Origin of the sequence: Sphingobium sp. (genome assembly GCA_023266575.1) — a bacterium.
Taxonomy (GTDB): Bacteria; Pseudomonadota; Alphaproteobacteria; order Sphingomonadales; family Sphingomonadaceae; genus Sphingobium.
The window spans coordinates 239016-264910 of sequence record JAHFPV010000002.1; the positions used below are offsets into that span (position 1 = coordinate 239016).

General features: G+C 63.2%; 28 protein-coding genes and 1 pseudogene. 8 read left to right on the forward strand and 21 right to left on the reverse strand.

Translation table 11 applies throughout. The features are described 5' to 3' along the window. The first annotated feature begins 58 nt into the window (after positions 1 to 58). Both Q0D44_RS03590 and aroB read left to right on the forward strand, forming a co-directional pair. The gene (locus Q0D44_RS03590; protein WP_217672384.1) at positions 59 to 607 is read left to right on the forward strand and encodes a shikimate kinase; all 549 of its coding nucleotides are present in this window, start codon (positions 59 to 61) and stop codon (positions 605 to 607) included. Further along, positions 598 to 1704 carry a 3-dehydroquinate synthase gene (gene aroB / locus Q0D44_RS03595; protein WP_294132486.1) on the forward strand — a complete coding sequence of 369 codons (1107 nt, stop codon included), beginning with the start codon at positions 598 to 600 and terminating at the stop codon, positions 1702 to 1704. The genes Q0D44_RS03590 and aroB overlap by 10 nt, the downstream gene beginning before the upstream one ends. A gap of 157 nt (positions 1705 to 1861) precedes the next feature. Here the strand turns inward: aroB and rpmE are convergent, their stop codons facing one another. The 12 genes from rpmE to rpsB form a co-directional block, all read right to left on the reverse strand. Next, complete coding sequence (rpmE, locus tag Q0D44_RS03600; RefSeq protein ID WP_006954711.1) at positions 1862 to 2086, reverse strand: 50S ribosomal protein L31; 225 nt, start codon at positions 2084 to 2086, stop codon at positions 1862 to 1864. A 123-nt stretch (positions 2087 to 2209) separates the two neighbouring features. Then, positions 2210 to 2689: a 3-hydroxyacyl-ACP dehydratase FabZ gene (gene fabZ / locus Q0D44_RS03605; RefSeq protein WP_119745545.1), complete on the reverse strand. Its 480-nt coding sequence runs from the start codon at positions 2687 to 2689 to the stop codon at positions 2210 to 2212. 6 nt (positions 2690 to 2695) lie between these two features. Further along, a complete protein-coding gene (locus Q0D44_RS03610; protein WP_294132506.1) occupies positions 2696 to 3349 on the reverse strand; it encodes an OmpH family outer membrane protein in 654 nt (217 codons plus the stop codon). Then, positions 3349 to 6009: an outer membrane protein assembly factor BamA gene (gene bamA / locus Q0D44_RS03615; RefSeq protein ID WP_294132515.1), complete on the reverse strand. Its 2661-nt coding sequence runs from the start codon at positions 6007 to 6009 to the stop codon at positions 3349 to 3351. The genes Q0D44_RS03610 and bamA overlap by 1 nt, the downstream gene beginning before the upstream one ends. Positions 6010 to 6096: 87 nt before the next feature. Continuing rightward, on the reverse strand, positions 6097 to 7230 hold the full coding sequence (rseP, locus tag Q0D44_RS03620; protein ID WP_294132518.1) for an RIP metalloprotease RseP: 1134 nt from the start codon (positions 7228 to 7230) through the stop codon (positions 6097 to 6099). Further along, positions 7227 to 8387 carry a 1-deoxy-D-xylulose-5-phosphate reductoisomerase gene (locus Q0D44_RS03625; RefSeq protein ID WP_294132521.1) on the reverse strand — a complete coding sequence of 387 codons (1161 nt, stop codon included), beginning with the start codon at positions 8385 to 8387 and terminating at the stop codon, positions 7227 to 7229. Before Q0D44_RS03625 ends, rseP begins: the two co-directional genes overlap by 4 nt. Next, positions 8384 to 9160 carry a phosphatidate cytidylyltransferase gene (locus Q0D44_RS03630; RefSeq protein ID WP_294132524.1) on the reverse strand — a complete coding sequence of 259 codons (777 nt, stop codon included), beginning with the start codon at positions 9158 to 9160 and terminating at the stop codon, positions 8384 to 8386. The genes Q0D44_RS03625 and Q0D44_RS03630 overlap by 4 nt, the downstream gene beginning before the upstream one ends. A gap of 5 nt (positions 9161 to 9165) precedes the next feature. Continuing rightward, a complete protein-coding gene (locus Q0D44_RS03635) occupies positions 9166 to 9906 on the reverse strand; it encodes an isoprenyl transferase (RefSeq protein ID WP_294132527.1) in 741 nt (246 codons plus the stop codon). A 44-nt stretch (positions 9907 to 9950) separates the two neighbouring features. Continuing rightward, positions 9951 to 10508 (reverse strand): ribosome recycling factor, encoded by a 558-nt coding sequence (gene frr, locus Q0D44_RS03640; protein WP_294132531.1) that lies wholly within the window; start codon positions 10506 to 10508, stop codon positions 9951 to 9953. 4 nt (positions 10509 to 10512) lie between these two features. Next, positions 10513 to 11238, reverse strand: coding sequence for a UMP kinase (gene pyrH, locus Q0D44_RS03645; protein WP_006954692.1), 726 nt, complete (start codon positions 11236 to 11238; stop codon positions 10513 to 10515). A gap of 169 nt (positions 11239 to 11407) precedes the next feature. Further along, positions 11408 to 12337 carry a translation elongation factor Ts gene (tsf, locus tag Q0D44_RS03650; RefSeq protein WP_294132539.1) on the reverse strand — a complete coding sequence of 310 codons (930 nt, stop codon included), beginning with the start codon at positions 12335 to 12337 and terminating at the stop codon, positions 11408 to 11410. A 113-nt stretch (positions 12338 to 12450) separates the two neighbouring features. Continuing rightward, entirely contained in the window at positions 12451 to 13209 is a 759-nt protein-coding gene (gene rpsB, locus Q0D44_RS03655) for a 30S ribosomal protein S2 (RefSeq protein ID WP_006954689.1), read from the reverse strand. A 257-nt stretch (positions 13210 to 13466) separates the two neighbouring features. Here rpsB and Q0D44_RS03660 point away from each other — a divergent pair, with 257 nt between their 5' ends. After that, positions 13467 to 13694, forward strand: a complete 228-nt coding sequence (locus Q0D44_RS03660) for a hypothetical protein (protein ID WP_294132543.1) — start codon at positions 13467 to 13469, stop codon at positions 13692 to 13694. A 6-nt stretch (positions 13695 to 13700) separates the two neighbouring features. Here the strand turns inward: Q0D44_RS03660 and Q0D44_RS03665 are convergent, their stop codons facing one another. Beyond that, a complete protein-coding gene (locus Q0D44_RS03665; protein ID WP_294133193.1) occupies positions 13701 to 14429 on the reverse strand; it encodes a phosphatidylcholine/phosphatidylserine synthase in 729 nt (242 codons plus the stop codon). Between the two features lie 50 nt (positions 14430 to 14479). After that, a complete protein-coding gene (locus tag Q0D44_RS03670) occupies positions 14480 to 15214 on the reverse strand; it encodes a phosphatidylserine decarboxylase (protein ID WP_294132545.1) in 735 nt (244 codons plus the stop codon). A 168-nt stretch (positions 15215 to 15382) separates the two neighbouring features. Between Q0D44_RS03670 and Q0D44_RS03675 the strand changes: the two genes are divergently transcribed. The 3 genes and pseudogenes from Q0D44_RS03675 to Q0D44_RS03685 all read left to right on the forward strand — a co-directional run. After that, complete coding sequence (locus Q0D44_RS03675) at positions 15383 to 16603, forward strand: NADP-dependent isocitrate dehydrogenase (protein ID WP_294132547.1); 1221 nt, start codon at positions 15383 to 15385, stop codon at positions 16601 to 16603. 95 nt (positions 16604 to 16698) lie between these two features. Then, positions 16699 to 18312, forward strand: a complete 1614-nt coding sequence (locus Q0D44_RS03680) for a carbon-nitrogen hydrolase family protein (protein WP_294132549.1) — start codon at positions 16699 to 16701, stop codon at positions 18310 to 18312. A gap of 315 nt (positions 18313 to 18627) precedes the next feature. Then, positions 18628 to 18747 (forward strand): annotated as a pseudogene (locus Q0D44_RS03685) (biopolymer transporter ExbD); the annotation flags it as partial. An 82-nt stretch (positions 18748 to 18829) separates the two neighbouring features. On the opposite strand, the gene Q0D44_RS03690 reads toward Q0D44_RS03685, so the two are convergent. Genes Q0D44_RS03690 through glmU form a run of 7 tightly spaced genes read right to left on the reverse strand, consistent with a single transcriptional unit; the run spans position 18830 to position 24287 of the window. Next, complete coding sequence (locus Q0D44_RS03690) at positions 18830 to 19180, reverse strand: toxin-antitoxin system HicB family antitoxin (RefSeq protein ID WP_294132552.1); 351 nt, start codon at positions 19178 to 19180, stop codon at positions 18830 to 18832. Further along, positions 19173 to 19421, reverse strand: a complete 249-nt coding sequence (locus Q0D44_RS03695; protein ID WP_119745578.1) for a type II toxin-antitoxin system HicA family toxin — start codon at positions 19419 to 19421, stop codon at positions 19173 to 19175. Before Q0D44_RS03695 ends, Q0D44_RS03690 begins: the two co-directional genes overlap by 8 nt. 46 nt (positions 19422 to 19467) lie before the next feature. Then, a complete protein-coding gene (gene glmS / locus Q0D44_RS03700; protein WP_294132558.1) occupies positions 19468 to 21291 on the reverse strand; it encodes a glutamine--fructose-6-phosphate transaminase (isomerizing) in 1824 nt (607 codons plus the stop codon). A gap of 16 nt (positions 21292 to 21307) precedes the next feature. After that, positions 21308 to 21688: a type II toxin-antitoxin system VapC family toxin gene (locus Q0D44_RS03705; RefSeq protein ID WP_294132562.1), complete on the reverse strand. Its 381-nt coding sequence runs from the start codon at positions 21686 to 21688 to the stop codon at positions 21308 to 21310. Further along, the gene (locus tag Q0D44_RS03710) at positions 21685 to 22059 is read right to left on the reverse strand and encodes a ribbon-helix-helix domain-containing protein (protein WP_366008927.1); all 375 of its coding nucleotides are present in this window, start codon (positions 22057 to 22059) and stop codon (positions 21685 to 21687) included. The genes Q0D44_RS03705 and Q0D44_RS03710 overlap by 4 nt, the downstream gene beginning before the upstream one ends. Before the next feature lie 33 nt (positions 22060 to 22092). Further along, the gene (locus Q0D44_RS03715) at positions 22093 to 22992 is read right to left on the reverse strand and encodes a metallophosphoesterase (RefSeq protein WP_294132566.1); all 900 of its coding nucleotides are present in this window, start codon (positions 22990 to 22992) and stop codon (positions 22093 to 22095) included. Further along, positions 22989 to 24287, reverse strand: coding sequence for a bifunctional UDP-N-acetylglucosamine diphosphorylase/glucosamine-1-phosphate N-acetyltransferase GlmU (gene glmU / locus Q0D44_RS03720; RefSeq protein WP_294133198.1), 1299 nt, complete (start codon positions 24285 to 24287; stop codon positions 22989 to 22991). Before glmU ends, Q0D44_RS03715 begins: the two co-directional genes overlap by 4 nt. 148 nt (positions 24288 to 24435) lie before the next feature. On the opposite strand from glmU, the gene Q0D44_RS03725 reads away from it, so the two are divergent. Then, complete coding sequence (locus Q0D44_RS03725; RefSeq protein WP_294132571.1) at positions 24436 to 25104, forward strand: HAD family hydrolase; 669 nt, start codon at positions 24436 to 24438, stop codon at positions 25102 to 25104. Beyond that, positions 25101 to 25862 (forward strand): enoyl-CoA hydratase-related protein, encoded by a 762-nt coding sequence (locus Q0D44_RS03730; protein ID WP_294132574.1) that lies wholly within the window; start codon positions 25101 to 25103, stop codon positions 25860 to 25862. Before Q0D44_RS03725 ends, Q0D44_RS03730 begins: the two co-directional genes overlap by 4 nt. The last annotated feature ends 33 nt before the right edge of the window (positions 25863 to 25895 follow it).

Genomic DNA, 25895 nt, shown 5'->3' on the forward strand with positions numbered 1-25895 from the left:
ACGACAGGGAAAGATGCGATTTGCCTCTGTGACGGGTCGCTGTATAGCCCCGGTCGCCATGCAGCGAAACAGCAAATTCCCGGCAACCAACGCCAAGCGCGGTCCCATCGTCCTGGTGGGCATGATGGGCGTGGGCAAATCCACCGTCGGACGGCGGCTCGCCGCGCGGCTGGGCGTGACTTTCGTCGATGCGGATGAGGAGATTGAGAAAGCCGCCGGGCTGTCCATCACCGAAATTTTCGCCCGCTATGGCGAACCCCATTTCCGCGACGGCGAACGCCGCGTCATCGCCCGGCTGATGGACGGCGCGCCCAAGGTGATCGCGACCGGCGGCGGCGCGTTCATGCAGGATGATACCCGCGCGCTGATCCTGGATCAGGCGACCGCCATCTGGCTGGACGCGGACATTGACGTGCTGGTCGATCGCGTGTCCCGCCGCGAAGGCCGCCCCCTGCTCAAGGATCGCGATCCCCGCACTGTGCTGACCGATCTGGCGGCGGTCCGCAATCCGGTTTACGCGCTCGCCCCCATTCATGTGAAGAGCATCGCTGCCCCGCATGACATCACGGTCGACCGCATCATGGAGCATCTGACGGCATGGCAATAGTCCCGGTCGCGCTCGGCGCGCGCAGTTACGATATTCTCGTCGAACAGGGCGCGCTCGACCGTGCGGGCGACATCCTGGCCCCCTATGCGCGCAAGGGGCGGCTGGTCGTCGTCACCGACGCCCATGTCGCCGCCGCGCAACTCCCCCGCCTCGACGCCAGCCTGCGCGCTGCCAATGTGACGCTCGAACCGATCATCCTGCCGCCCGGCGAACAGACCAAGAGCTGGCGGCATCTGGAACAATTGCTCGACGCGCTGCTGGCGCTGGAGATTGAGCGCGGCGATCATGTCGTGGCGCTGGGCGGCGGCGTGATCGGCGACCTCGTCGGCTTTGCCGCCTCCATCCTCAAGCGCGGCTGCCACTTCATCCAGGTGCCGACTACCCTGCTGGCCCAGGTCGATTCGTCGGTCGGCGGCAAGACCGCGATCAACACCGCGGCAGGCAAGAATCTGATCGGCAGCTTCTACCAGCCCGCCCTCGTCCTGATCGACCCCTCGACCCTCGATAGCCTGCCCCAACGCGAAACCCGCGCGGGCTATGCCGAAGTCGTCAAATATGGGCTGATCGACGATCCCGATTTCTTCGGCTGGTGCGAAGCCAATGCCCAGGCGCTGCTGGCCGGTGATCCCGACGCCCGCACGATCGCCATCGAACGCAGCGTCCGCGCGAAAGCCGCGATCGTCGCCGATGACGAGCGCGAAACATCGGGCCGCCGCGCCCTGCTCAACCTTGGCCACACATTCGGCCACGCGCTGGAGGCCGACACCGGCTTTTGCGATACCCTGCTCCATGGCGAAGGCGTCGCGGCAGGCATGGCGCTGGCCTTCCGCTACTCAGCGCGCCTCGGCCTCTGCCCCCAATCTGATGCAGACCGCGTCACCGCGCACCTCAAAGCCGTCGGTCTGCCCCACAACCTCGCCACCGCCCACGTCACCGCCGATGGCCCAACACTGGTCGGCCACATGCTCCACGACAAGAAGATGGCGGCAGGCACCCTCCCCTTCCTGCTGGCGCGCGGCATCGGCCAGACCTTCCTGTCAAAGGATGTCGTGCTGGACGATGTAGCGGCGTTTCTGGACGCGGATCGGGCTTCCTAAGTCCCCCTCCCGCTTGCGGGAGGGGTTAGGGGAGGGTCTGTAAATCCCCTCGCGCCCGCACAAGCCCTCGCCCGACCCCTCCCGCAAGCGGAAGGGGAGAAGAAACAAAAAAAGGGCGCCACATCGGGCGCCCTTTCCTTGAACCTTGTAAGGCCGATTACTTCTTCAGCGTCAGACCGCCAAAGCGCTTGTTGAAGCGCGCCACCTGGCCGCCCTGATCCAGCTGGCGCTGGCCACCGATCCATGCGGGATGCGACTTGGGGTCGATGTCGAGCGCCATCTTGTCGCCTTCCTTGCCCCAGGTCGAACGGGTCTGGAACGTCGTGCCATCCGTCATCTGGACGGTGATCATGTGGTAGTCGGGGTGAATATCGGCCTTCATGGCGTCATGCTCCGTAGTGCGCCGGTTCCGACCGGCTGTGGATGCGGGAAAAGTGCGAAGGCGCGCCGTTAGCCGGTTTGGCGCGCCATGGCAAGCGCGATGCGCCATCCCGCCCCCTCGCCCTCAATCCTTGGGCGGATCGCTGATCATCGCGACGAACTGCGCCTCGGCGGCCAGCTTGTCGCCCAGCATCGCCTTGCCAGCAAATTTGCAGATCGCGCCGCGATTCTGGGTCACCTCGACATGCAGGTCGAGCAGGCAGCCCGGCTCAACTGGCGATCGGAACTTCGCGCCGTCGATGCTCATGAAATAGACGAGCTTGCCCGAATCGGCCAAATTCATTGATTCCACCGCCAGCACGCCCGCCGCCTGCGCCATCGCTTCGACGATCAGCACGCCCGGCATGATCGGCCGGGTCGGGAAATGCCCCTGGAAAAAAGGTTCGTTCACCGACACCGCCTTGATCGCGTGGATCGACTGGTTCGGCACCAGCGACACCACACGGTCGATCAGCAGCATCGGGTAACGATGCGGCAGCGCGGCCATGACCCGACGGATATCCATCGGGCCACGCGCGCCTTCATTTTCAACTGCCCCCGTCATGCTGGATCAGCGCGACTTGGGCGCCTGCGCCGGGTTCGCCGGTGCGGGCTGGCCTGCAGCCTGACCCTGACGGCCCGGCTGCCAGCCGGCGGGCGGGGTGATCGAAACGCTGGGGACCAGCGCGTTGATTTCGGTCACGACGGCAGCCGTAATATCGACGGTCGGCTGGTAGGACACGGTCGCGTCGGGGGCCAGCACCAGGTCAACCTTGGCCTTCGCCATCGCGGCCTTCAGCGCGTCCGAAAGCTTGGCGGTGATCTGCTCCTCGACATAGGCGTTGGCGAGCGCGATCGGCTGGCCCATGCGCTGCAATTCCGCCTGTGCGCTCTGCTGCGACTGCTGGAACGCCTGATACTGGGTCTCGATCGCCGGGGTGGGTTTGTTGCCCGCCGCGGTCAGCGCCTTCTGGATCGCATCGCCCTTGGTCTTGAGGTCGGCGTCGATCGCCGTCTTGCGCGTGTTGAACGCATCGATCTGCGGCTTGTAGGTCGTCTGCATCTGGGTGCGGGCGACGGTGTAGGCCGCGCTGGTGCCAACCGCGCGTTGCAGGTCGGCGACGGCGATGCCCAACTTGGACTGCGCAGCGGCGGGAACGGCGGTCAGTGCAATGGCGGTCATCGGCGCGAGAACGAGCGCCGCAGCCTTGATAATGGTCTTCATCAGAATTGAGTCCCTACGTTGAAGGTGATGAGCTTGTTGTCGTCCCCTGGTTCTTTCAGCAGCGCCTTGGCGATATCGATACGGAACGGGCCGAACGGCGAGTTCCAGTTGACGCCAAAGCCAACCGACAGGCGGGGTTTGAGCGTATCGCCGAGATATTCTTCCACGAAATTGCCGCCGGAGAAGGTGTAGTTCACGTCGCAGGTCGGTTGATAGGGCGTGCCCCCGGCCCGCACCGTAGCGCCAGTCCCCGATGTGGGTGAACAATAGCCAGCAAAGGCGATTGTGCCGGGATTTTTCAGTCCGGCCACGGCGCCTGCATCCATGAAGATCGAGGGGCGCAGGCCCATTTCGCGCGCACCCGATCCCAGCGGAATTTCGACTTCGGCGCGGGCCAGATAATAGATTTTGCCGCCCAGCGCGTCGTCCGACACATTATTATTATCGGTATTCTTGACATAGCCGGTGGTGTTGCCGTTCGCATCCGTCTCCGCCGTCAGGTAGAAGCGCTTGACGCGGGGGCCGACACCGCGAATGTCAAAGCCCCTGAATTGCGGTTCGCCCAGGAAGAAACGGTCAGTCAGGCGGATCTTGTCGACCGACTGCCCGGTCGAATCCAGACGTTCGCCTTCCAGGCTGTGGATATAACCACCCTCGCCGGTCAGCGAGAAAATGAAGCCGCCACCCAGCGGGAAGAATTTGGAGGCGTTCAGGCGCGTGCGCACATATTTGACGCTACCGCCAAGCCCGGCAAAATCCTGGCTCAACACGATATTATGTCCGCGCGTCGGACGAATACGATTGTCGCGCGTGTCGTAGATCAGCGAATAGCCGAGCGACGATGTCGTCCGCTTGCCGATCGCATCGCAGAGATAGCGGCCCGCCAGCAACGGATCGCATTCGGTGATGCCATCGCCATTGGTGTCCGAATAATAAGTATCCTTGTCGAGCGTCACATCGTCCAGATTGAGGCTGTAACGCAGCGCCAGCGACATGAACTCGGTGATCGGCACACCCGCGCGGATCTGGAAACCCGTCGTCGTCTGTTCGTAGGTCGTATCGCGGTCATTATTGGTCAAATAGCGGAAGCTATTGAGATCGCGGCGATAAATATCACCGCCCAGCGCGATATTCTTGTCGAGAAAATAGGGTTCGGTAAACCCGACTTCCACCGACTTGCTATAGGCCGAATAATTGACCGAGGTGCGCAGTTCCTGGCCCTTGCCGCGGAAGTTGCGCTGGGTGATCGAAGCCGACACGATGAAGCGTTCCAACGACGAGAAACCGGCCGACAGCGACAATTCGCCGGTCGATTTTTCCTGCACATTGGTTTCCAAGATGATGCGATCAGGCGCTGAACCCGGCTTCTGCTCCACGTCCAGCTTTTCCTGGAAGAAGCCGAGCGAATTGATCCGGTCCTTCGACCGCTTGACCAGGAAGCTGTTGAACGCGTCCCCTTCGGCCAGACGGAATTCGCGGCGCACGACCTTGTCCTGCGTCAGCGTATTGCCGTTGATGTCGACCCGCTCGACATAGACGCGCGGCGCATTGGCGATGCGGAAATTAATCCCCATCGTCAGCGTATCTTTGTCGCGCTGGAAATCGGGCGACACATCGGCAAAGGCGTAACCGAACAGGCCAGCCGTCTCGCTGAGCGTGTCGACCGTATCCTCGACCTGCTTGGCGTTATACCAGTCGCCCTTCTTCATCGGCAGACGCTTGGTCAGGCCATCGCCCGACAGGTCGCGAATGTCCGATTCGACCTTCACGTCGCCAAATTTATAGCGGTCGCCTTCTTCCACCACATAAGTGATGATGAAGTCCTGCTTGTCGGGGGTCAGTTCCGCCACGGCGGAAATCACGCGGAAATCGGCATAGCCCTCAGTCAGATAATATTGGCGCAGCTTCTGCTGGTCATAAGCCAGACGATCGGGATCATAACTGGTGCCCGACGAAAACAGGCGGAACCAGCGCGACTGCTTGGTCACCATCTGGCTGCGCAGCGCGCCGTCCTTGAACTTCTCGTTGCCGATGATGTTGATCTGGCGGACCTTGGACTTCGGCCCTTCGGTAATTTCGAACACGATATCGACGCGATTCTGGTCCAGCTGCACCATCTTCGGCTCGACGCTGGCGGCAAAACGGCCCTGGCGGCGATAGAGTTCGATGATGCGCGCCACGTCGGCGCGAACCTTGGAGCGCGTATAGATTTGCCGCGGGGCCAGCTTGATTTCCGGCCGAATCTTATCCTCTTTCAGCCGCTTATTGCCTTCCAGCACGATGCGGTTGATGACCGGATTTTCCTTCACCTCGACAATCAGCGCGCCATTGTCGTTGCGGATCTGGACATCGGCGAACAGCTCGGTCTCATACAGGTCGCGCAGACCCTGATCGAGCGTTTCCTGGGTGAAGGGCTGGCCAACGCGCAGCTTGGTGTAGGACAGGATCGTGTCCGGCTCCAGCCGCTGGGTGCCGGTCACGGTGATCGCGCTGATCGTGCCGACCGGCGCGGGAGCGACGGGCGGGGCCAGCGTCGGCGCGGGTGCGCGGGCAGGCGCTGCCGCCTGCTGCGCCATCGCGGGCACCGTCGCAAAGCCAGCGATCATCGTCGTCGCCAACAGGGCCGTGACGACCGGGCGCTGCCTCTTGCTGCTCATCATCGCTGTCACCCGCATCACCTCAAACCATATAAAATTGTTTCCGCCGACACAGACGACGCCAAACCGCGTCTCCCTGCCCGAAGCGGCTCAGCCGATCAAGCCGGACAGGCTTTTCCACAGTCCGAAAGACGACAAATCGTTGAAAGTCACCAGCACCATCATGGTCAGCAGCACAGCCAGACCCGATTTATAGGCCCATTCCTGCACCCGTTCGCTGACCGGCCGCCGCTGCACTGCCTCTATTCCGTAAAACAGCAGATGCCCGCCATCCAGCATCGGGATTGGCAACAAATTGATGAACCCCAAGTTAATCGAGATGAGCGCGGCAAAGAAGATGAAGCTTTCGATGCCCAGCGTCGCCGCCTGCCCGGAAACCTGCGCGATCTTCAACGGCCCGCCCAGTTCCTTGACCGACCGACCGCCGCTGACGATCTGGCCCATCGTCTCGACCATGGTGCGGACAATCTGTCCTGTCCGCTCCACCGCGACGACCGGTGCGCGCAGCAGGCTGACCGGCTCGATCACGGGATCGCCGGGGGCCAGCCCAAGGCGACCGATCTGGAATGTGTTGCCGAAACCGTCATCCTCGGTCACGCTGCCGATCTTGCCGCCCTTGGCAAAGGTCTTGCCGTTCCGCTCGATCACCATGGCGACCGTCTCGCCGGGCCGGATCTGCGCATAGAGGCGAATATCGTCGAACGTCGCCATTTCGCGCCCGCCTAGCGACACGATCCGGTCGCCCGGCAGGATACCCGCCGCCGCCGCCGCGCTGCCGGGCTGCACCTGACCCGCAACCGCAGGCGTCCGGCTCTCGCCATGCACGAAGGCAAAGGTCGCCAATATCAGAATCGCGAACAGAAAATTGATCGCCGGTCCCGCCGCGACGATCGCCGCGCGCTGCCATAGCGGCTTGGACGGAAAGCTCTGCGCCCGCTCGGCAGCGGGCAGTTCCAGCCAGGCTGGGTCAGTCATGCTCGCCGCATTCATGTCGCCCTTGAAGCGGACATAGCCGCCCAAGGGGAGCGCCGCGACGCGCCAGCGTGTGCCGCGCTTGTCGACCCAGGCGAACAGTTCCGGCCCGAAGCCGATCGAAAACGCCTCCGCCTTCACCCCGCACCAGCGTCCGACCAGATAATGGCCCAGCTCATGCACGAAAACGAGCGGCCCGATGACCGCCACAAATGCCAGAACAGTCAGCAGAAAACCGGGATTGTGGATCAAACCGTCAATCTTTCCATCACATTGCCCGCCATGGCACGCGCCCCGGCGTCGGCCGCCAGCACATCGTCAATCGTGGAGGGCATTGGCGCGCTATAGCGGGTCAACACCTCCTCCACAATCATGGCGATATCAAGGAAGCCGATCGCCCCGCCCAGAAACGCGGCAACCGCGACCTCATTGGCCGCGTTCAGGATCGCGGGCACCGCCCCGCCCGCCGCCGCCGCCTCGCGCGTCAGGCGCAAAGCAGGGAAGCGATCCTCATCGGGTGCCTCGAAATCCAGCCGCCCAATCCGCGCGAGATCGAGCGGCAGGCAGGGCGTGGCGATCCGCTGCGGCCAGGCCAGCGCATGGGCGATCGGTATTCGCATGTCCGGCGATCCGAGCTGCGCCAGCGTCGACCGGTCGCGATATTCGACCATCGAATGGATCACCGATTGCGGGTGGACGAGTATCTCGATCCGGTCGAGGCCGACCGGGAACAGATGCGCCGCCTCGATCAGTTCCAGACCCTTGTTCATCATCGTCGCGCTATCGACGCTGATCTTGGCCCCCATCGACCAGTTGGGATGCGCCACCGCCTGCGCGGGCGTGATATTGGCCATCTCCGCGCGGCTGCGCGTGCGGAACGGCCCGCCGCTGGCGGTCAGGGTAATTCTTGCGACATCTTCCAAACGACTGCCAGCAAGGCACTGGAAAATGGCATTATGCTCACTATCCACCGGCAGCAAGGTCGTGCCGGAAACCCCAGCCGCCGCCATCATCAGCCCACCAGCCGACACCAGCGACTCCTTGTTCGCCAGCGCCACGGTGCCGCCAGCCTTCAGCGCCGCCATCGTCGGTCGCAGCCCCGCGCAACCAACAATCGCCGCCATGGTCCAGTCCGCGCCAGCCCCTGCGACATCGACCAGCGCCTGTTCGCCCGCCGCCGCCTCGATCCCCGTTCCGGCCAGCGCCTCCTTCAACGCCCCGTACAGCCGCTCCTGGCCGATGACCGCGACCTTGGCCCCGGTCTCCCGCGCCAGTGCCGCCAGGCTGTCCAGCTCACTGTTCGCCGTCAGCGCCACCACCTCATAGGCATCGCGATCCCGCCGGATCAGGTCCAGCGTTGACTGCCCCACCGACCCGGTCGCGCCAAAGATCGAAACCTTCCGGGTCATCGCAGCACCAGCAGCAGATACAGCAAGGCCGCCAGCGGCGCAGCGGTCGCCACCCCGTCCAGCCGGTCCATCACCCCGCCATGGCCGGGCAGCAGCGATCCGCTATCCTTAACCCCCGCCCGCCGCTTCATCGCGCTTTCCAGCAGATCGCCCCCCTGCGCCGCCACCGCCAGCAGGCCGCTGGCCGCCGCCAGTTCGATCGGCAGCCCGGCAAAACGGTGCAGCGCAAAGCCGACCAGCAACGCCGCCAGCACGCCCCCGCCCAGCCCCGACCAGGTCTTGGACGGGCTGATCCGCGGCGCCAGCTTCGGCCCGCCGATCGACCGGCCCGCAAAATAGGCACCAATGTCTGTCGCCCACACCAAAGCCAGCGCCCACAGCGCCAGCGTCAGGCCAAAGATATTCGGTGCCTGCCCGCGCAGGAACAGCAAAGCCATCACCGGCAGGCAGACGTAGATCACGCCCAGCGCCAGCCGGACCGATCGCGTCGCCACGATCACGAACAGGAACGCCGCCACCAGCAGCCCGATCGCAAACCAGGACAGCCCCGCCGCCAGCGGACAAAGAATCGCCAACGGCACCGACACCGCATACATGGACAATTTCTTGTGATCTGCCGACGCGCCGCTCAGATCAGCCCATTCGGCCTGCATCAGCACGCCTGCCGCCGACAGCAACACCCAGAAGAGCAGCCCACCCGACAGCAAAGCGCCCAGCGCCACCGCAATCAGCACGACGCCCACAATAGCGCGGGTGCGCAATTCGCTTGCCATCCCGCTCACAGCCCGCCGAAACGGCGGTCCCTCAAGCGGAAAGCATCCAGCGCCTTGGCCAGTGCATGGGCGTCGAAATCGGGCCACAGCATGTCGGTGAAATAGAGTTCGGCATAGGCCGCCTGCCACAGCATGAAGTTGCTCAAGCGCTGCTCGCCCGACGTGCGGATCAGCAGGTCGAGCGGCGGCAGGTCAGCCGTATCGAGCGCCGCGTCAATATCCCCCACGCCAATCGCGTCCGCCGCAATCTCGCCCGCCACGACCCGCTGCGCCAGCGCCTGTGCCGCGCGGACCATCTCGTCCTGCGCGCCATAGTTGAGCGCAATCGCGATGATCGGCCCGCTATTGCCCGCCGTGCGCGCCACCGCATCCTCGATCAGCGCGACCAGCGAAGGCTCCAGCGCCTTATAATTGCCGATAATCCGCAACCGCACGCCATTGGCATGAAATTCGTCCAGATCCGCCTGGATGAAGTGGCGCAGCAGCCCCATCAGGTCCGCGACTTCGCTCGCCGGGCGCTTCCAGTTTTCCGACGAGAAAGCGTAGAGCGTCAGGCACTCCAGCCCCATGTCCCGCGCCGCGCGCGACACGCGGCGGACCGCCTCCACCCCGGCACGATGCCCGGCGATGCGCGGCAGCAACCGCTTCTTCGCCCAGCGACCATTGCCGTCCATGATGATGGCGACATGGCGCGCGCCATGGGCGGGCGCGGCCTGGGGCAGATCGGGCCGGACTTGCGTGGCCATCAGCTGGTGGGGATTGCGCGGATCATGGGCGGAACAGTCCCGGCTTACTGGCCGAGAATTTCCTTTTCCTTGGCCGCAAAGGTCGCGTCCAGTTCCGCAATGACGCCGTCGGTCAGCTTCTGGACCTCGGTTTCCTTGCGCTTGCGCTCATCCTCGCTGATTTCGCCCTTCTTCTCGTCGGCCTTCAGGCTGTCCATGCCATCACGCCGCACGTTGCGCACCGCGATGCGGGCGGCTTCGGCATATTTGCTCGCCAGCTTGGCCAGTTCCTTGCGACGATCCTCGGTCAGGTCAGGGATCGGCAGGCGCAGCGTCTGCCCGTCGACGATGGGATTGAGGCCGAGGCCCGCCGACCGGATCGCCTTGTCCACCGGACCCACATTGGTCTTGTCCCACACCTGCACCGATAACATGCGCGGCTCAGGAGCGGACACGGTCGCCACCTGATTGAGCGGCATCGACGCGCCATAGACGGTCACTGTCACCGGATCGAGCAGCATCACATTGGCGCGCCCGGTGCGCAGGCCCGAAAGGTCGCCCTTGAGCGATTCGACCGCACCCGCCATGCGGCGTTCCAGGTCCGATTTGTCATATTGCGGCATGTGATCAGCTCTCCTGATTTTGGACGATCGTCGCCACGCCCTGCCCGGCCAGCACAGTCGCCAGATTGCCGGTTTCGCGGATGTTGAACACGACGATGGGAATATGATTGTCACGGCACAGCGCAATCGCGCTGGCGTCCATGACCTTGAGATTGTCTGTCAGCACCCGATCGAAACTGATTTCGTCATAACGGGTCGCACTGGCCACCTTCTTGGGATCGGCATCATAGACGCCATCCACGCTGGTGCCCTTGAAGATCGCATCGCAATTCATCTCCGCCGCGCGGAGCGCTGCCGTCGTGTCGGTGGTGAAGAAGGGATTACCGGTGCCCGCCGCGAATATGACGATCCGGCCCTTTTCCATATGCCGCACCGCTTTGCGCCGGATATAGGGTTCGCACACCGACGCCATCGGGATGGCCGACTGGACACGCGTGTCGCAGCCAATCTTCTCCAGCGCATTCTGCACCGCCAGCGCGTTCATGACCGTCGCCAGCATCCCCATATAATCGGCGCTGGTACGGTCAAAACCCTTGGCCGCGCCCGCCAGACCGCGGAAGATATTGCCACCGCCCACCACGACGCACAGCTCGAACCCGGCCTCCTTGGCCGCCGCGATCTCGCCAGCGACGCGATCGACGGTTTCGGGGTCGATGCCGAACTGGCCCGAACCCATCAGCACCTCGCCCGACAATTTCAGCAATATGCGCTTGAAGGATGGGCGGGTCATGCGGGGCAAAATTCCATCTAATCTGGGCAAGGAAATGGCGCGCACCTTAGCAGTGCGCGCCAGTATGTGAAGCGGGGTTTTGGCGATTCACGCCACCCCCATGTCCGTTCACTGCGCGCCTGTCGAGAGAAGTTTCCCGACAGGCGTGCGAAAGCGAACCGACTATGCGTCAGGCAACGCCAGCCGCCGCAGCAACTTCAGCGGCGAAGTCGCTGACTTCCTTTTCGATGCCTTCGCCCAGCTGGAAGCGGACATAGCTCGTCAGGGTGATCGACGCGCCCGCTTCCTTGGCGGCCTTGGCCACCACGTCGGCGATCGGGGTCTTGTTGTCCATCACGAACAGCTGCGACAGCAGGGCATTTTCCTTGGCGTATTTGGCGACCGCACCATCGACCATCTTGGCGATGATTTCAGCGGGCTTGCCCGATTCGGCAGCCTTTTCGGTCGCGATGGCGCGCTCACGCTCCAGCTGTACCGGATCGATGTCGGCAGCCGACAGCGCCAGCGGGAAGGCAGCGGCGATATGCATCGCAATCTGCTTGCCCAGCGGTTCCAGAACGTCGGCAGGCGCATCGCCTTCCAGCGCGACCAGCACGCCGATCTTGCCCAGGCCCGGTGCGGCAGCGTTGTGAACATAGGGAACGACGATGCCCTGGTTCACCGACACATGGCCCACGCGGCGGACATTCTGGTTTTCGCCGATGGTCGCGATGTTGGCGACCAGCTTTTCGGACACGGTGCCGCCCGACGGATAGGGCGACGCCAGCAGCGCTTCAGCGTCCGCCACGCCGCTGTCTAGCGCGATGGTGGATACGGTGCGGACGAAATCCTGGAACTGGTCGTTCTTGGCGACGAAGTCGGTTTCGCTGTTCACTTCAACGGCAACGCCCTTGGTGCCCGAAACGGCCACGCCGACCAGACCTTCGGCTGCGGTGCGGCTCGACTTCTTCTGCGCAGCGGCCAGACCCTTGGCGCGCAGCCAGTCGGTTGCCGCTTCGATATCGCCATTGGTTTCGGTCAGCGCCTTCTTGCAATCCATCATGCCGGCGCCCGAACGGTCGCGCAGTTCCTTGACGGTGGCGGCAGTAATATCGGCCATGTTTCGGCTCCTAATATATCTGTGGTTCAAATAAGCGGGTCTTGAACAAGCACTAGGGCGCGTCTCCAAAGAGCGCGCCCTAGCCTGTCATTCTTGCAGTTGTGCGACGCCTTTTAGGCTTCGGCGACAACCTCTTCAGCCAGCGGCTCGTCCATCGCACCCAGGTCGACGCCCGAAGCCTGCTGCGCACCACGGTTGCCCTTGGTGGCGGCGGCGGCAATGGCGTCGCAATAGAGGCGGATAGCGCGGCTGGCGTCGTCGTTCGCGGGAACCGGGAAGGCGATGCCGTCGGGCGAGACGTTGGAATCGAGGATCGCAACGACCGGGATACCCAGCGTGTTGGCTTCCTTGATCGCCAGCTCTTCCTTGTTGGCGTCGATCACGAACATGACATCGGGGATGCCGTTCATGTCGCGAATGCCGCCCAGCGACATTTCCAGCTTCTCGCGTTCGCGAGTCATCTGGAGGACTTCCTTTTTGGTAAAGCCATGGGTGTCACCCGACAGCTTTTCCTCAAGGGTCTTGAGACGCTTGATCGAACCCGAAATCGTTTTCCAGTTGGTGAGCATCCCGCCCAGCCAGCGATGGTTGACGAAATGCTGGCCGGACTTGCGCGCCGCGTCGGCGATCGGGTCCTGCGCCTGGCGCTTGGTGCCAACGAACAGCACCTTGCCGCCAGCGGCAACGGTCGACGACACGAAGTCGAGCGCACGGCCGAACAAAGGCACGGTCTGCGACAGGTCAAGGATGTGGATGCCGTTGCGCTCGCCGAAAATGTACGGCTTCATGCGCGGATTCCAGCGATGCGTCTGGTGGCCAAAATGCGCGCCAGCGTCGATCAATTGGTGCATGGTGACGACAGGTGCCGCCATAAGATAATCTCCTTCCGGTTGTGCCTCTGGGAATCAGGAACCGGGAAAGAGCCTGAAAGACCCCGCCGGCACCGGATATGTCGATTCCCATGTGGAATAGGGCGCGCCTTTAACGACACGCGAAACATTGCGCAAGGGGTTGACTTGCGTCAAAGACAGGAACATATAGTGAACAAACGGAACAAATATGCTTAACCGCCGTTTGCACGGGTATAGTGGGACTAACCGTGCAAATGGCAAGATAGAAAGTGATCTCCATGTTCACATTCGTTGCAGTGACCCTGTTTTCTACGGCCTTCATGATGGCCATCGGCACGATCGCGTGGATGTTTCTCCACTATCATGACAAGATGGTGGCCGCTTTGCTGTTCCAGCCGATCCCGCAGGACGCGCCGGTCTATCATGTTCGCATCCGTCGCCCGCGCGTCGTGCCATCCGCACGTCGCGCCACCCTGCCACTGCCAAGCGGCATTCTTGCCGCCTGACAGGATTTAGAGAGGGTCGGGTGCAGCCTCGCGCTGACGCCGGACCTTGGCATAGGACAGTATGCCGAACGGGATCAGCGCCACATAGATGCCGCAGATCAGCAGCAGCGTCAGCCAGGGATCGGTTACCAGCAAAGCCGCCAGCAACCCGGCAAGGGCAATCGCCTCCAGCCTGATCCGCTTGCGCAGCCGCAGCGCCGACCAGGTATAGGTCGCAATGTTGGAGATCATCAGGAAAGCGATGAACGCGGTCCACGGCGCCACGACATACCAGGCGCGGAAGATCTCCTCCCCCGTCACCAGCCACAGATAAAGCGGCACGAAGGCGAGGCCCGCGCCAGCCGGCGCAGGCACGCCGGTCAGGAACCCCGCCGATTTGTGCGGCTGCACATCGACATCGATATTGGCGTTGAACCGCGCCAGCCGCAGCGCGCAGGACAGCGCATGGGCCAGCGCGAAGATCCAGCCGAATTTGGGCATCGCATGAAGCGACCAGAGATAGAGGATCAGCGCCGGGGCGACCCCGAACGCAATCGAATCGGACAGCGAATCCAGTTCGGCCCCGAATCGGCTCTCGCCACGCAGCAGCCGGGCGATCCGCCCGTCCAGTCCATCCAGCACGCCTGCAAATAGGATGGACAACACCGCCCGCTCCCATTCGCCCGATATGCCATAACGCACGCCGGTCAGGCCAAAGCAGAGCGCCATAGCCGTCACCGCATTGGGCGCGACCATCCGCAGGGTGATCCCCCGGCGCAAACCCCGTGGCACGGCGCGGCGCTGCCTCACTGTTGAATACCCGCGATCACGCGACGGTCGCCAATTTGGCCCAGGATCGTTTCACCCGCGACCGTCCGCTGGCCCAATATCACGCGCGGCGCAGTCCCGGCGGGCAGATAGACGTCCACCCGGCTGCCAAAGCGGATAAGCCCGATACGCTGCCCCGCCGCGACCATATCGCCGGGCTTGACGAACGGCACGATCCGCCGCGCGACCAGACCCGCAATCTGGGTAAAGCCGACCCGCAAGCCATCATGCCGCTCGACCAATATATGCTGGCGCTCATTATCCTCGCTCGCCTTGTCCAGGTCAGCGTTCAGGAATTTGCCGGAGATATAGACGACCGACTTGATCGTCCCGCCAATCGGCGTGCGATTGATATGGACGTCGAACACACTCATGAAGATCGACACGCGGATCAACGGCTGATCGCCCAGCCCCGCCGCACCCGCCATCTCGCGCGGCGGCGGCACCTTCTGGATCAGCGTCACCAGCCCGTCGGCGGGCGCGATGATCGCGCCTTCATCCTGCGGCACCGCGCGCACCGGATCGCGGAAGAAAGCCAGCACCCACATCGTCACGATCAGCATCAGCCAGCCGATCACGTCCCAGCCCAGCAGGAAGAAAACGCCGGTAATGGCCGCTGCAATCAGGCCGAATTTCACCCCTTCCGGGTGAACCGGGGGGAAGCGCCATTTGATATTGCCGCCAGTGGCAATGCTGATCTCATCATGTTCCATAGTCACCGTCTTTAGGGAGAGACCCTCGCCCTGACAACGACCGATGCCGTCCATGTGTCCCTCACCCCGCTCGCATCGCCAAAATCCCGCCTGAACGGTTGAACATTGGCCGCGCTTTGCCTAGGGCGTTTCGCAAATCCACCCAAAATGAAGAAGGCGAACAGGCGCATGGCGAAGATCAAGGTGAAAAACCCCGTCGTGGAGATTGACGGCGATGAAATGACCCGGATCATCTGGCAGTGGATTCGCGAACGCCTGATCCTCCCCTATCTCGACATTGACCTGAAATATTATGACCTGAGCGTCGAAAAGCGCGACGAGACCAACGACCAGATCACCATCGATTCCGCCAACGCGATTAAGCAATATGGCGTCGGCGTAAAGTGCGCGACCATCACCCCGGACGAACAGCGGGTCGAGGAATTCAACCTCAAGTCGATGTGGAAGTCGCCCAACGGCACGATCCGCAACATCCTGGGCGGCGTCGTGTTCCGCGAACCCATCGTCATCAAGAACGTCCCCCGCCTCGTCCCCGGCTGGACCGATCCGATCGTCATCGGCCGTCACGCTTTTGGCGACCAGTATAAGGCGACCGACTTCCTGGTCCCCAGCGCTGGCAAGCTGACCATGGTGTGGGACGGCGACAATGGCGAAAAGATCGAAAAGGAAGTGTTCAACTTCCCGGCCGCCGGCGTCGCCATGGGCATGTACAACCTGGACCAGTCGATCATCGATTTTGCCAAGGCGAGCATGAACTATGCGCTCGACCGCAAATGGCCGCTGTATTTGTCGACCAAGAACACCATCCTCAAGGCCTATGACGGCCGCTTCAAGGATCTGTTCCAGCAGGTGTTCGACGAAGAATTTGCCGACCGGTTCAAGGCAGCGGGCATCGTCTATGAGCATCGCCTGATCGACGACATGGTCGCCTCCGCGCTCAAGTGGAGCGGCAAGTTCGTCTGGGCCTGCAAGAACTATGACGGCGACGTCCAGTCCGACACGGTCGCGCAGGGCTTCGGCTCGCTGGGCCTCATGACCTCGGTCCTGCTCTCGCCCGACGGCAAGACGGTCGAGGCCGAAGCCGCGCACGGCACCGTCACCCGCCACTATCGCCAGCATCAGCAGGGCAAGGCAACCTCGACCAACCCGATCGCGTCGATCTTTGCCTGGACGCAAGGGTTGGCCTTCCGCGGCAAGTTCGACGGCACCCCCGACGTCACCAAATTCGCCGAAACGCTGGAGCGCGTCTGCATCAAGACGGTCGAGGATGGCGCGATGACCAAGGATCTGGCGCTGCTGATCGGCCCGGAACAGGCCTGGATGACCACGGAACAGTTTTTCGAAACGATCCGCGTCAATCTGGAAGCCGAAATGGCGAAATGGAACTGATAGCCGCCTGAGGCTTTCAATACGCAAACGGAACGAGGCGGCGCCGTATGACGGGGCCGCCTTTTTCATGACAATTGCCGCAGGGGAATGAAGCGATGACAACGACAGCCCGCAAACGCCTGGAAGTCCGCACCGCCGTCCCGTCCGACGTGCGCGCGATCCTGCGGCTGATAGCCCGCGTCTATCCGGGCTTGCCTAACTATTCCCCCGCGACCGTCCGGGGCCAGATCAACAATTTCCCCGACGGCTGTTTCGTCGCGCTCTACGACAATAAGGTGGTGGGCTATTGCGCGACCATGCGGGTCAGCAAGTCGATGGCCTTTGCCTGGCACGATTGGGAAGAAATTACCGCCAACGGCTTTGGCACCCGCCACAGCGCTGCAGGCGAATGGCTCTACGGCTATGAAATGGCGGTCGATCCCAAGCTGCGCGGCCTGCGCATCGGCCAGCGCCTCTATGACGAGCGCAAGGAACTGGCCGAACAGCTCGACCTGCATGGCATCGTCATCGCCGGACGGATGCCGGGCTATCTGCGCGCGAAACGCAAGGTCGAAGGACCAAAGGATTATCTGGACAAGGTCGTCCAGGGCAAGATCCGCGATCAGGTCGTCAGCTTTCAGCTCAAGAACCAGTTTGAACCGCTCGGCGTCCTCGAAAATTACCTGCCGGAAGATAAGCAGTCGGACGGCCACGCCGCCCATCTGGTCTGGCGCAACCCCTATGTCGACCCGGACGAAGCGCCCGAAATGCGGGTGCCGCGCGGGGTCGAAAGCGTCCGCCTCGCCACCTGCCAGTTACAGGCCCGCGCCGTGACGGATTTTGAGGGGTTCGTTCGCAACATCGAATATTTCGTCGATGTGGCGGCAGATTACCGGTCGGACTTCATCGTCTTTCCCGAACTCTTCACCCTGCCCCTCCTGTCGTTCGAGACGAAAAAGCTCAACCCGATGGAGGCGATCGACAAGCTGACCAATTACACCCCGCGCCTGACCAAGGAACTGACGCGGATGGCGCTGGAATATAATATCAACATTATCGGCGGCTCCCACCCGACCCGCGCCGATGATGGCGACATTCAGAATATCGCCTATGTGGCGCTGCGCGACGGATCGCTCCACACCCAGGAAAAAATCCACCCCACCCCCAACGAAGCCTTTTGGTGGAATATCAAGGGCGGCGACGCGCTCGACGTGATCCAGACCGACTGTGGGCCGATCGGCGTCCTCATCTGCTATGACAGCGAATTTCCCGAACTCGCCCGCCGCCTGGTCGATCAAGGCGCGCGCATCATCTTCGTCCCCTTCTGCACCGATTCCCGGTCAGGCTATATGCGCGTCCGCTACTGCGCGCAGGCCCGCGCGATCGAGAACCAATGCTATGTCGTGATGTCGGGCAATGTCGGCAATCTGCCCAATGTCGACAATATGGACATCCAATATGCCCAGAGCGCCATCCTGACCCCCTGCGACCTCCCCTTCGCGCGGGACGGCATTGCGGCGGAATCAACCGAAAATGTCGAAACCCTGACCATGGCCGACGTCAACCTCGCCGACCTCAGCTGGGCCCGCGCCGAAGGCACCGTCCGCAACCTGCGCGACCGGCGCTTCGATCTCTATCATATCGAATGGGACAACAACCCCGACCACGCCCACGCCCAAAGCGGCGGGCCGGTGCCAGCGGGCGGGCATAATTCGCCGGGGGGTGGGTGATGGGTTGGGAGCGGACTGTAGATCGCAAACTCAGCGTCCAACGTTGATTGCTCGTATGGCTGACATTAGAAAGGCAAGATGAGCTTCCGTAAAACCGCCATTTCCGCGCTACTCTGCTTCACCGCGCTGTTGCCGATAGCAGTCATTGCGCGCGCGGCTACCGGAACCAAAACAAGAGATGTCCTTCAATTGACGATCACTTTTGAAGCGCCCGACACCTGCCGTATCAACGTTGGCGATCAATCATTCTTGATGCCAAAGCAGGATGACGCTCTACTCGCGACGCTCAAGCCGCTCGTTAAGAGGGGACAAATTCTCTCCATCGTGGGTGGCATGGATATTCCGTACCGATGTATCGGCCATACGATCTATACCGCGCAACGGGCTGGTTTTAAGAAAGTAGGATTTGTCGCAGAACCGCCCGAAGCCAAATAGCGAGCAATACCAGCACGCATTGGTGGGGACTTACGGCATGTTCAGTCGCAATCACCGCAATCTGGTATAAAGCTGCTGCGGTTTACCCCGCCCGCCCGATACTCTCGGCCAGCACATTGGCGACATAAGCGTTCAGCGACACGCCCTCTCGCGCGGCCACGAACTTCAGCTTTTCATGCAGAGACCGTGGCACGCGCTGCCGCCATTGGCCCAGCGCGCCGGGACCAGGAACATCACGTCCCAATGCCTTGGCTGCATCATGCCATTCGGCAATAGCCGCCGCCGCATCGGCCAGTGCCGCCGCCGGCGTGTCGCCATCACCCATACAACCGGGCAGCGCGGGAACGGTCGCCAGCCAGCCGCCGCCGTCCGCCTCCGACAATGGCTCGACCATGATCGCATATTCGGCCTGCCGCGCCTTTGTTTTAGCCATGCTTGCTGTCCTTCACAAATGCCATCAGCTTACGCACATAGACCGGCTTGATCGGGCGCTTGGCCGGAATGGTCAGGATCGTATCACTGCCCGGCACCGCCACTTTCCAGTGCGACCCGCCCCCTGTCGGCGGCAGGCAAGCCCAACCTAACTGTGCGCATAGCGTCTGAATATCCGATATCGTCCAATCCCCGGCAGGATTACGCAGCATCCGGTCCAGCAGCTTGTCCGCCTTGGTCATACAAATATGATACCGTATATGGTGCCAAATTGCAATAACTAAGCGCTCACTCCACCGTCACACTCTTCGCCAAATTCCGTGGCTGGTCCACATCGGTCCCCTTGGCCACCGCGACATGATAGGCCAGCAACTGCACCGGCACCGCATAGACCAACGGCGCGATCAGGGGATGCACCTTGGGCATCTCGATCGTCGCCATGCAGCCCTCGCCCGCCAGCGCAATGCCTTCCGCGTCGGAAATCAGCACCACCTTGCCACCGCGCGCCTGCACTTCCTGCATATTGCTTACGGTTTTCTCGAACAGCGGGCCTGACGGCGCGATCACGATCACCGGCACCGCCTCGTCGATCAGCGCGATCGGCCCATGCTTCATCTCGCCAGCCGCATAGCCCTCGGCATGGATATAACTGATTTCCTTGAGTTTCAGCGCGCCTTCCAGCGCCATCGGATAATCCGGCCCGCGCCCCAGATACAGCACGTCGCGCGCCGGTGCGATGAGGTGCGCCATCGCCTCGATATCGCCATCATGGCCCAGCGCCTCGTTCATCGCGGCCGGCGCTTCGGACAGGTGCCAGACGATCTCGGCCTCCTCTTCCGGGGTCAGCAGCCCCTTGGCCCGCGCCAGATTGGCGGCCAGCGCGGCCAGCACGGCGAGTTGGCAAGTGAAGGCCTTGGTCGACGCCACGCCGATTTCCGGCCCGGCATGGGTCGGCAGCAACAGGTCGGCCTCGCGCGCCATCGAACTGGTCGGCACATTGACCACCACCGCGATGATCTGGTCCGCCGCCCTGGCATGGCGCAGCGCCGCCAGCGTATCCGCCGTCTCGCCCGACTGGCTGATGAACAAGGCGAGGCCGCCCTTCTCCAGCACCGGGTCGCGATAGCGGAACTCGCTCGCCACATCGATGTCCACTGGCACGCGCGCAAATTTCTCGAACCAATATTTGGCGACCATGCCGGCATAGAAGCTGGTGCCGCAGGCAACGATGGTGATGCGCTTCACCGCTCCCAGATCGAAATCCATGTCCGGCATGGCGACTTCATTTTCCATCCGGCGCAGATAGGCGCGCAGCGTCTGGGCGACGACGACCGGCTGCTCGTAAATTTCCTTCTGCATGAAGTGGCGATGATTGCCCTTGTCGATCATCGCCCCCGACACGCCGGACAGGGTCACAGGCCGTTCGACCGGCGCATTATCCTTGTCGAAAATCTCCGCGCCGTCCTTCGTAATGACGACCCAGTCGCCCTCTTCCAGATAGGCGATCTTCTGCGTCAGCGGTGCCAGCGCCAAGGCATCCGACCCCAGATAGGTCTCGCCATCGCCATAGCCCACCACCAAAGGCGACCCCAGCCGCGCGCCGATCAGCATGTCGGGATGGCTGCGGAACAAGATCGCCAGCGCAAATGCGCCATGCAGGCGCGGCAACACTTGGCGCACCGCCTCCTTGGGTGACGCCCCCTGCTCCACCAGCTCGCTCACCAGATGGGCGACCACTTCGGTGTCGGTCTGGCTATCGAAGATGCGGCCCCGCGCGATCAGTTCGGCGCGCAGCGGCTTGAAATTCTCGATGATGCCATTGTGGACCAGCGCCACTTCGCGCGTCGCATGGGGATGCGCATTACTGGTCGTCGGCGCGCCATGGGTCGCCCAGCGTGTATGGGCAATGCCGGTGGTGCCGGGCAGCGGCTCGTCGCGCAACTCGGTCACCAGATTGGCGAGTTTCCCCTCCGCCCGCCGCCGCTCGATCGCGCCGTCATGGACGGTGGCGACCCCTGCGCTGTCATAGCCGCGATATTCCAGCCGCTTGAGCCCATCGACCAGCCGCTCCGCCACGTCGCTATTGCTGATGATGCCAATGATGCCGCACATGTGCCGGGGGAGCCTTTCAGAGTTGATAGGGAACGCGGATGCCCGGCATCTGTGCCGGAAAATCCTTAGTATTGCGTGTCACCAGCACACGACCGCGCGTCTGGGCTGTCGCCAATATGATCGCATCCATGGCTTTGAGCCGGGGGCGCTCGCGACGCAAGGCCGCAGCACGGCTGCCGATCTCCGCGTCAACTTCGTCCACGCCGAAGCCGGACAGCAAAGTCTCCGCGCGCCACAGCCCGTCGCCTGCGCCTTTCGACATGACCTCGATCCAGACCGCCCGGCTGATCCACGCCCGCGCGCCAAAATCCGTCGCGCGGTCAATCTCCGTGCGCGCCGGTGGAAAGCCCGCCAACGCATCAATGATGATATTGGAATCGAAGCTGAAGCCGCTCACCGCGAAGCCGGCTTCTTGGGATCGGGATATTTGCCCGCCACCATATCGAGATAAATCTGGCGCTGCCGATCATCTTCCGCGTCGAACAGGTCGGGAAACTCGGCCTTGGTGGCTTCATAATCATCGTCCCAGGGCCGGGTCGATGACGCGCGTTCCCGCCGCTGCCACTCGACCGAATCGCCAGCATCGACCTGGCCCTTCCACGCGCCAAAGCCGATATCGAGCCACTTCTTGTTCCCCGCCGATTGCGCGTCTGCCCGATAATCCCGCACCGCCTCCCGCAACACAGCCGCCCGCGACTTGCCCTGTTCGCGGGCAAGCTGGTCCAGCCATTTGACGTCATCGTCGGGTATGTCAGCCAGAAAACGCATGATGATATTTTGATATCATATCATGATATCAAGTCAAGATGCCGCAGAATTGCTCACATATGTCCGGCTCACTGTCGGCTTTATCCTGATCAGCCAGATATCCGGCGGCGCCAGCATCCGAATCGGCAATCCGCTGGTGCCGACGCCAGCCGCCACGATCATCGTTTTGGCCCCGTCGCGATACAGGCCACAGGCATAGCGCGTGCCATATTTCGACGGCACATAGACGACCCCGGCAAAGGGCAGCGCCACCTGCCCGCAATGGGTATGCCCCACCAGCGTCAGCGACGGCGCGTCCGGCAGTGCGGGGAACACATCCGGCCCATGCGACAGAATCAGCGGCGCGCCACCCAGTCGCGCCATCGCCGCCAGCGTGTCGGGCAGGTCGGGCCTGCGCGTGTAAATGTCCTGCAACCCGCCAATCACCAGCGGCCCGCGCCGCACCACGCCATCCTGCAACAGGGTGATGCCCAGCCGCGCAAAAGCCGCTGCCCAGTCCCGACCACTCAGCGCAACCCGGTTCAGCTTGCTGCGGCTGTCATGATTGCCCAGCACCGCCACCACGCCCAGCGGTGCGCGCAACTTGCCAAACGGCGCAATGCTCGCCCGCGCGTCATAGGTCGCCCCGCCCTTGGCATCGCCGATATAGTCCCCGCCCAGCAGGATCAGGTCAGGCCGCAGCGCATTGATCTGCGCCACGATCCGCGCCATCCGCGCCGGGCTATTGTCCGGCCCGGACAAATGCGTGTCAGTCAGCAGCGCGACCGTAACCGGATCACGCGGCGCATCCGCCGGAAAGGGCAGCGCAATCTCCGCCCGCCGCACCACCGGCATGGCGCTGGCGTTCATCACCAGCCAGCCAGCAAAGGCCAGCAGAACGATCATCACGCCAACCAACCCCGCCAGCCAGGGATGCCGCTGGACCAGCTTCATCCCTTGGCAGCCGCCTTCCGCGCCATCATCCGCGCCCGGAACCGCGCCGCCCAGCCCGGCTTGGCTTCCTGCGCAGGCCGCACCAGGCACAGCGCATCCGCCTCGACCGCCTTGGTCACCACGCTCCCCGCCGCGACGATCGCGCCCTCACCGATCGACACCGGCGCAACCAGCGCACTGTTCGACCCGACGAACGCCCCCGCGCCGATCTCGGTCTTATATTTGAAGAAGCCGTCATAATTGCAGGTGATCGTCCCCGCGCCGATATTGGCCCCCGCCCCCACGCTGGCGTCGCCGATATAGGACAGGTGATTGACCTTGGCCCCTTCGCCCAGCACCGCCTTCTTGATCTCGACAAAATTGCCGACCTTGGCCTTCACCCCGATCTGCGCGCCGGGCCGCAGCCGCGCATAGGGACCGATCGCCGCGCCGCTTTCCACGCTTGCCCCTTGCAGATGGGAAAAGGCGTGGATGACCACATCGTCCGCCACACTGACGCCCGGCCCAAACACGACGTTCGGCTCCACCACCACGTCACGGCCCAGCACCGTGTCATGCGCAAAGAACACCGTCTCCGGCGCGACCAAAGTCACCCCCTCGCGCATCGCCTCTACCCGGCGGCGCGCCTGCCACATCGCTTCCACGCCCGCCAGTTCGACCCGGCTGTTGACCCCCGCCACTTCCCAGGCTTCGGTCTCGATGACAGCGCTCGGCGCGCCCGGCAGCATGATGATGTCGGGCAGATAATATTCGCCAGCGGCATTGTCGTTGCCAATCTGGTCGAGCAGCACGAACAGGTCGGTCGATCGCACCGCCATCAGCCCGCTGTTGCAAAGCGTCACCGCCCGCTCGGCCTCGCTGGCGTCCTTATATTCGACCATCTTTTCGATGATGCCCTGCCCGTCGGCGATGATCCGGCCATAGGCGGCGGCGTCATCGGGCCGGAAGCCCAGCACGACCGCGCGCGGATCATCCCCCCGGTTCAGCCGGTCGAGCATCGCCCGCATCGTCGCCCCGCTCACCAGCGGCACGTCGCCATAGAGGATCAGCACATCGCCTGCAAAACCCGCCAGCGCGTCATGCGCCTGCGCGACCGCATGGCCGGTGCCAAGCTGCCTGTCCTGCACCGCAATCACCGCGCCGGTGCCCGCGACCGCTGCCTCGACCTGCTCGCGCCCCGCGCCGACCACGACGACCTGCCGCTCCGGCTCCAGCACGGCGACGCTGGCCAGCAGATGCAGCAGCATCGGCCGCCCCGCGACCGGATGCAGCACCTTGTGCAGCGACGATTTCATGCGCGTGCCCTGCCCGGCGGCAAGGATGATGACAGCAAGAGGACGGCTGGCGGTCACGATAAGGATGTCCCTCATAAATGGGTCTATGGCCCATGGCTCTGCCATGTTTGGCTTGCCTTTGCCACCGCGGTCGCGGCATGGCGCGGCCATGGCAAAAATTCCTTTCGATATTGTTGGCTTCGACCTCGACGGCACGCTGATCGACACCAGCGGAGACCTCGCCGCCGCGGTCAATCATGCCATCGCCACCATCGGCCGCCCGCCCTTCCCGGTCGACGCGATCCGGCCCTTCGTGGGCAAGGGCGCCAAGGTCATGCTTGAACGCGCGCTCGATGCGTCGGGTGGGTATGACGATGCGATACTGGCGCAATTGCTGCCGATCCTGCTCGACTATTATCAGGCGAACCTCAGCGCCCAGTCCGTCCCCTATCCCGGCCTGATCGCGGCGATGGACGGGCTGGCAGCGGCAGGCGTCAAGCTCGCCATCTGCACCAACAAGGCGGAACGCTTCACCCTCCCGCTGATGGACCAGCTTGGCCTCACGTCCCGTTTCGCCAGCATCGTCGGCGGCGACACGGTCGGTATCGCCAAGCCCGATCCCGCGCCGATCCACGCCATGATCGATCGCGCGGGCGGTGGCCGGGCGATCTTCATCGGCGACACGATCAACGACATAGCGGGCGCGCGCAATGCGGGCATCCCCAGCATCGCGGTCAGCTTCGGCTTCCTCGACGGCCCGGTCGAGGATCTCGCCGCCGATGCCATCATCGACCATTTCGATGCGCTACTGCCCTTGCTCGAAAGCTGGCCCGCATGACCCTGCGGCTGGAGCAGGACGGCGCGATCGCCCGCCTGCTGATCGACCGCCCGGCCCGCCGCAACGCGATGACGCAGGCGATGTGGGAAAGCCTCCCCCTGCTGGTGGCGCAGGCGATGGCAGACGACAATGTGCGCGTCCTGATCCTCGCCTCCGCCACACCCGGCCTCTTCTGCGCCGGGGCCGACATCGGCGAATTTGCCAGCCACAGTGGTGAAGAGCGTTGGCGCATCGCCAATCAGGCTGCGATCCGCGCCAGCCAATATGCCCTCGCTCATGCGGCCAAGCCTGTCATCGCCGCGATCGACGGCGATTGCGTAGGCGGCGGCTGCGGCCTCGCCATCGCCTGCGACCTGCGCATCGCCGCCCCCTCCGCGCGATTGGGGATAACGCCAGCAAAGCTCGGCATCGTCTATTCCCTGTTCGACACCAAATTGCTGGTCGATCTGGTCGGCCCGGCCCGCGCCAAGCGCATCCTCTTCACCGGCGCGCTACACAATGCGGACGACGCCCTCGCCATCGGCCTGATCGACGAAATCGCCCCCGATCCCCTCGCCGCTGCCACCGCCCTGGCCCACATCATCGCCACCAACGCGCAGCATAGCATCCGCGCATCCAAAGCGATCATCCGCCGCATATTGGACGGTCAGGCCGATGACGACGACACCACCCTCGCCATGTTCCGCGACGCCTTCACCCTGCCCGACTTTGCCGAAGGCGTGGCCGCGTTTCAGGCGAAGAGGCGGCCTGACTTTTAAGCCTGTATTCTCCCAAAAAGAAAAAGGCCTCCG

Excerpts from the sequence above, each read along its gene's own strand:
- Q0D44_RS03590 (WP_217672384.1), top strand. The coding sequence starts at position 59 with ATGCAGCGAAACAGCAAATTCCCGGCAACCAACGCCAAGCGCGGTCCC.
- aroB (WP_294132486.1), top strand. The coding sequence starts at position 598 with ATGGCAATAGTCCCGGTCGCGCTCGGCGCGCGCAGTTACGATATTCTC.
- rpmE (WP_006954711.1), bottom strand. The coding sequence starts at position 2,086 with ATGAAGGCCGATATTCACCCCGACTACCACATGATCACCGTCCAGATG.
- fabZ (WP_119745545.1), bottom strand. The coding sequence starts at position 2,689 with ATGACGGGGGCAGTTGAAAATGAAGGCGCGCGTGGCCCGATGGATATC.
- Q0D44_RS03610 (WP_294132506.1), bottom strand. The coding sequence starts at position 3,349 with ATGAAGACCATTATCAAGGCTGCGGCGCTCGTTCTCGCGCCGATGACC.
- bamA (WP_294132515.1), bottom strand. The coding sequence starts at position 6,009 with ATGATGAGCAGCAAGAGGCAGCGCCCGGTCGTCACGGCCCTGTTGGCG.
- Q0D44_RS03625 (WP_294132521.1), bottom strand. The coding sequence starts at position 8,387 with ATGACCCGGAAGGTTTCGATCTTTGGCGCGACCGGGTCGGTGGGGCAG.
- Q0D44_RS03630 (WP_294132524.1), bottom strand. The coding sequence starts at position 9,160 with ATGGCAAGCGAATTGCGCACCCGCGCTATTGTGGGCGTCGTGCTGATT.
- Q0D44_RS03635 (WP_294132527.1), bottom strand. The coding sequence starts at position 9,906 with ATGGCCACGCAAGTCCGGCCCGATCTGCCCCAGGCCGCGCCCGCCCAT.
- frr (WP_294132531.1), bottom strand. The coding sequence starts at position 10,508 with ATGCCGCAATATGACAAATCGGACCTGGAACGCCGCATGGCGGGTGCG.
- pyrH (WP_006954692.1), bottom strand. The coding sequence starts at position 11,238 with ATGACCCGCCCATCCTTCAAGCGCATATTGCTGAAATTGTCGGGCGAG.
- tsf (WP_294132539.1), bottom strand. The coding sequence starts at position 12,337 with ATGGCCGATATTACTGCCGCCACCGTCAAGGAACTGCGCGACCGTTCG.
- rpsB (WP_006954689.1), bottom strand. The coding sequence starts at position 13,209 with ATGGCGGCACCTGTCGTCACCATGCACCAATTGATCGACGCTGGCGCG.
- Q0D44_RS03660 (WP_294132543.1), top strand. The coding sequence starts at position 13,467 with ATGTTCACATTCGTTGCAGTGACCCTGTTTTCTACGGCCTTCATGATG.
- Q0D44_RS03665 (WP_294133193.1), bottom strand. The coding sequence starts at position 14,429 with ATGGTCGCGCCCAATGCGGTGACGGCTATGGCGCTCTGCTTTGGCCTG.
- Q0D44_RS03670 (WP_294132545.1), bottom strand. The coding sequence starts at position 15,214 with ATGGAACATGATGAGATCAGCATTGCCACTGGCGGCAATATCAAATGG.
- Q0D44_RS03675 (WP_294132547.1), top strand. The coding sequence starts at position 15,383 with ATGGCGAAGATCAAGGTGAAAAACCCCGTCGTGGAGATTGACGGCGAT.
- Q0D44_RS03680 (WP_294132549.1), top strand. The coding sequence starts at position 16,699 with ATGACAACGACAGCCCGCAAACGCCTGGAAGTCCGCACCGCCGTCCCG.
- Q0D44_RS03690 (WP_294132552.1), bottom strand. The coding sequence starts at position 19,180 with ATGGCTAAAACAAAGGCGCGGCAGGCCGAATATGCGATCATGGTCGAG.
- Q0D44_RS03695 (WP_119745578.1), bottom strand. The coding sequence starts at position 19,421 with ATGACCAAGGCGGACAAGCTGCTGGACCGGATGCTGCGTAATCCTGCC.
- glmS (WP_294132558.1), bottom strand. The coding sequence starts at position 21,291 with ATGTGCGGCATCATTGGCATCATCAGCAATAGCGACGTGGCGGAGCGG.
- Q0D44_RS03710 (WP_366008927.1), bottom strand. The coding sequence starts at position 22,059 with ATGCGTTTTCTGGCTGACATACCCGACGATGACGTCAAATGGCTGGAC.
- Q0D44_RS03715 (WP_294132566.1), bottom strand. The coding sequence starts at position 22,992 with ATGAAGCTGGTCCAGCGGCATCCCTGGCTGGCGGGGTTGGTTGGCGTG.
- glmU (WP_294133198.1), bottom strand. The coding sequence starts at position 24,287 with ATGAAATCGTCGCTGCACAAGGTGCTGCATCCGGTCGCGGGGCGGCCG.
- Q0D44_RS03725 (WP_294132571.1), top strand. The coding sequence starts at position 24,436 with ATGGCAAAAATTCCTTTCGATATTGTTGGCTTCGACCTCGACGGCACG.
- Q0D44_RS03730 (WP_294132574.1), top strand. The coding sequence starts at position 25,101 with ATGACCCTGCGGCTGGAGCAGGACGGCGCGATCGCCCGCCTGCTGATC.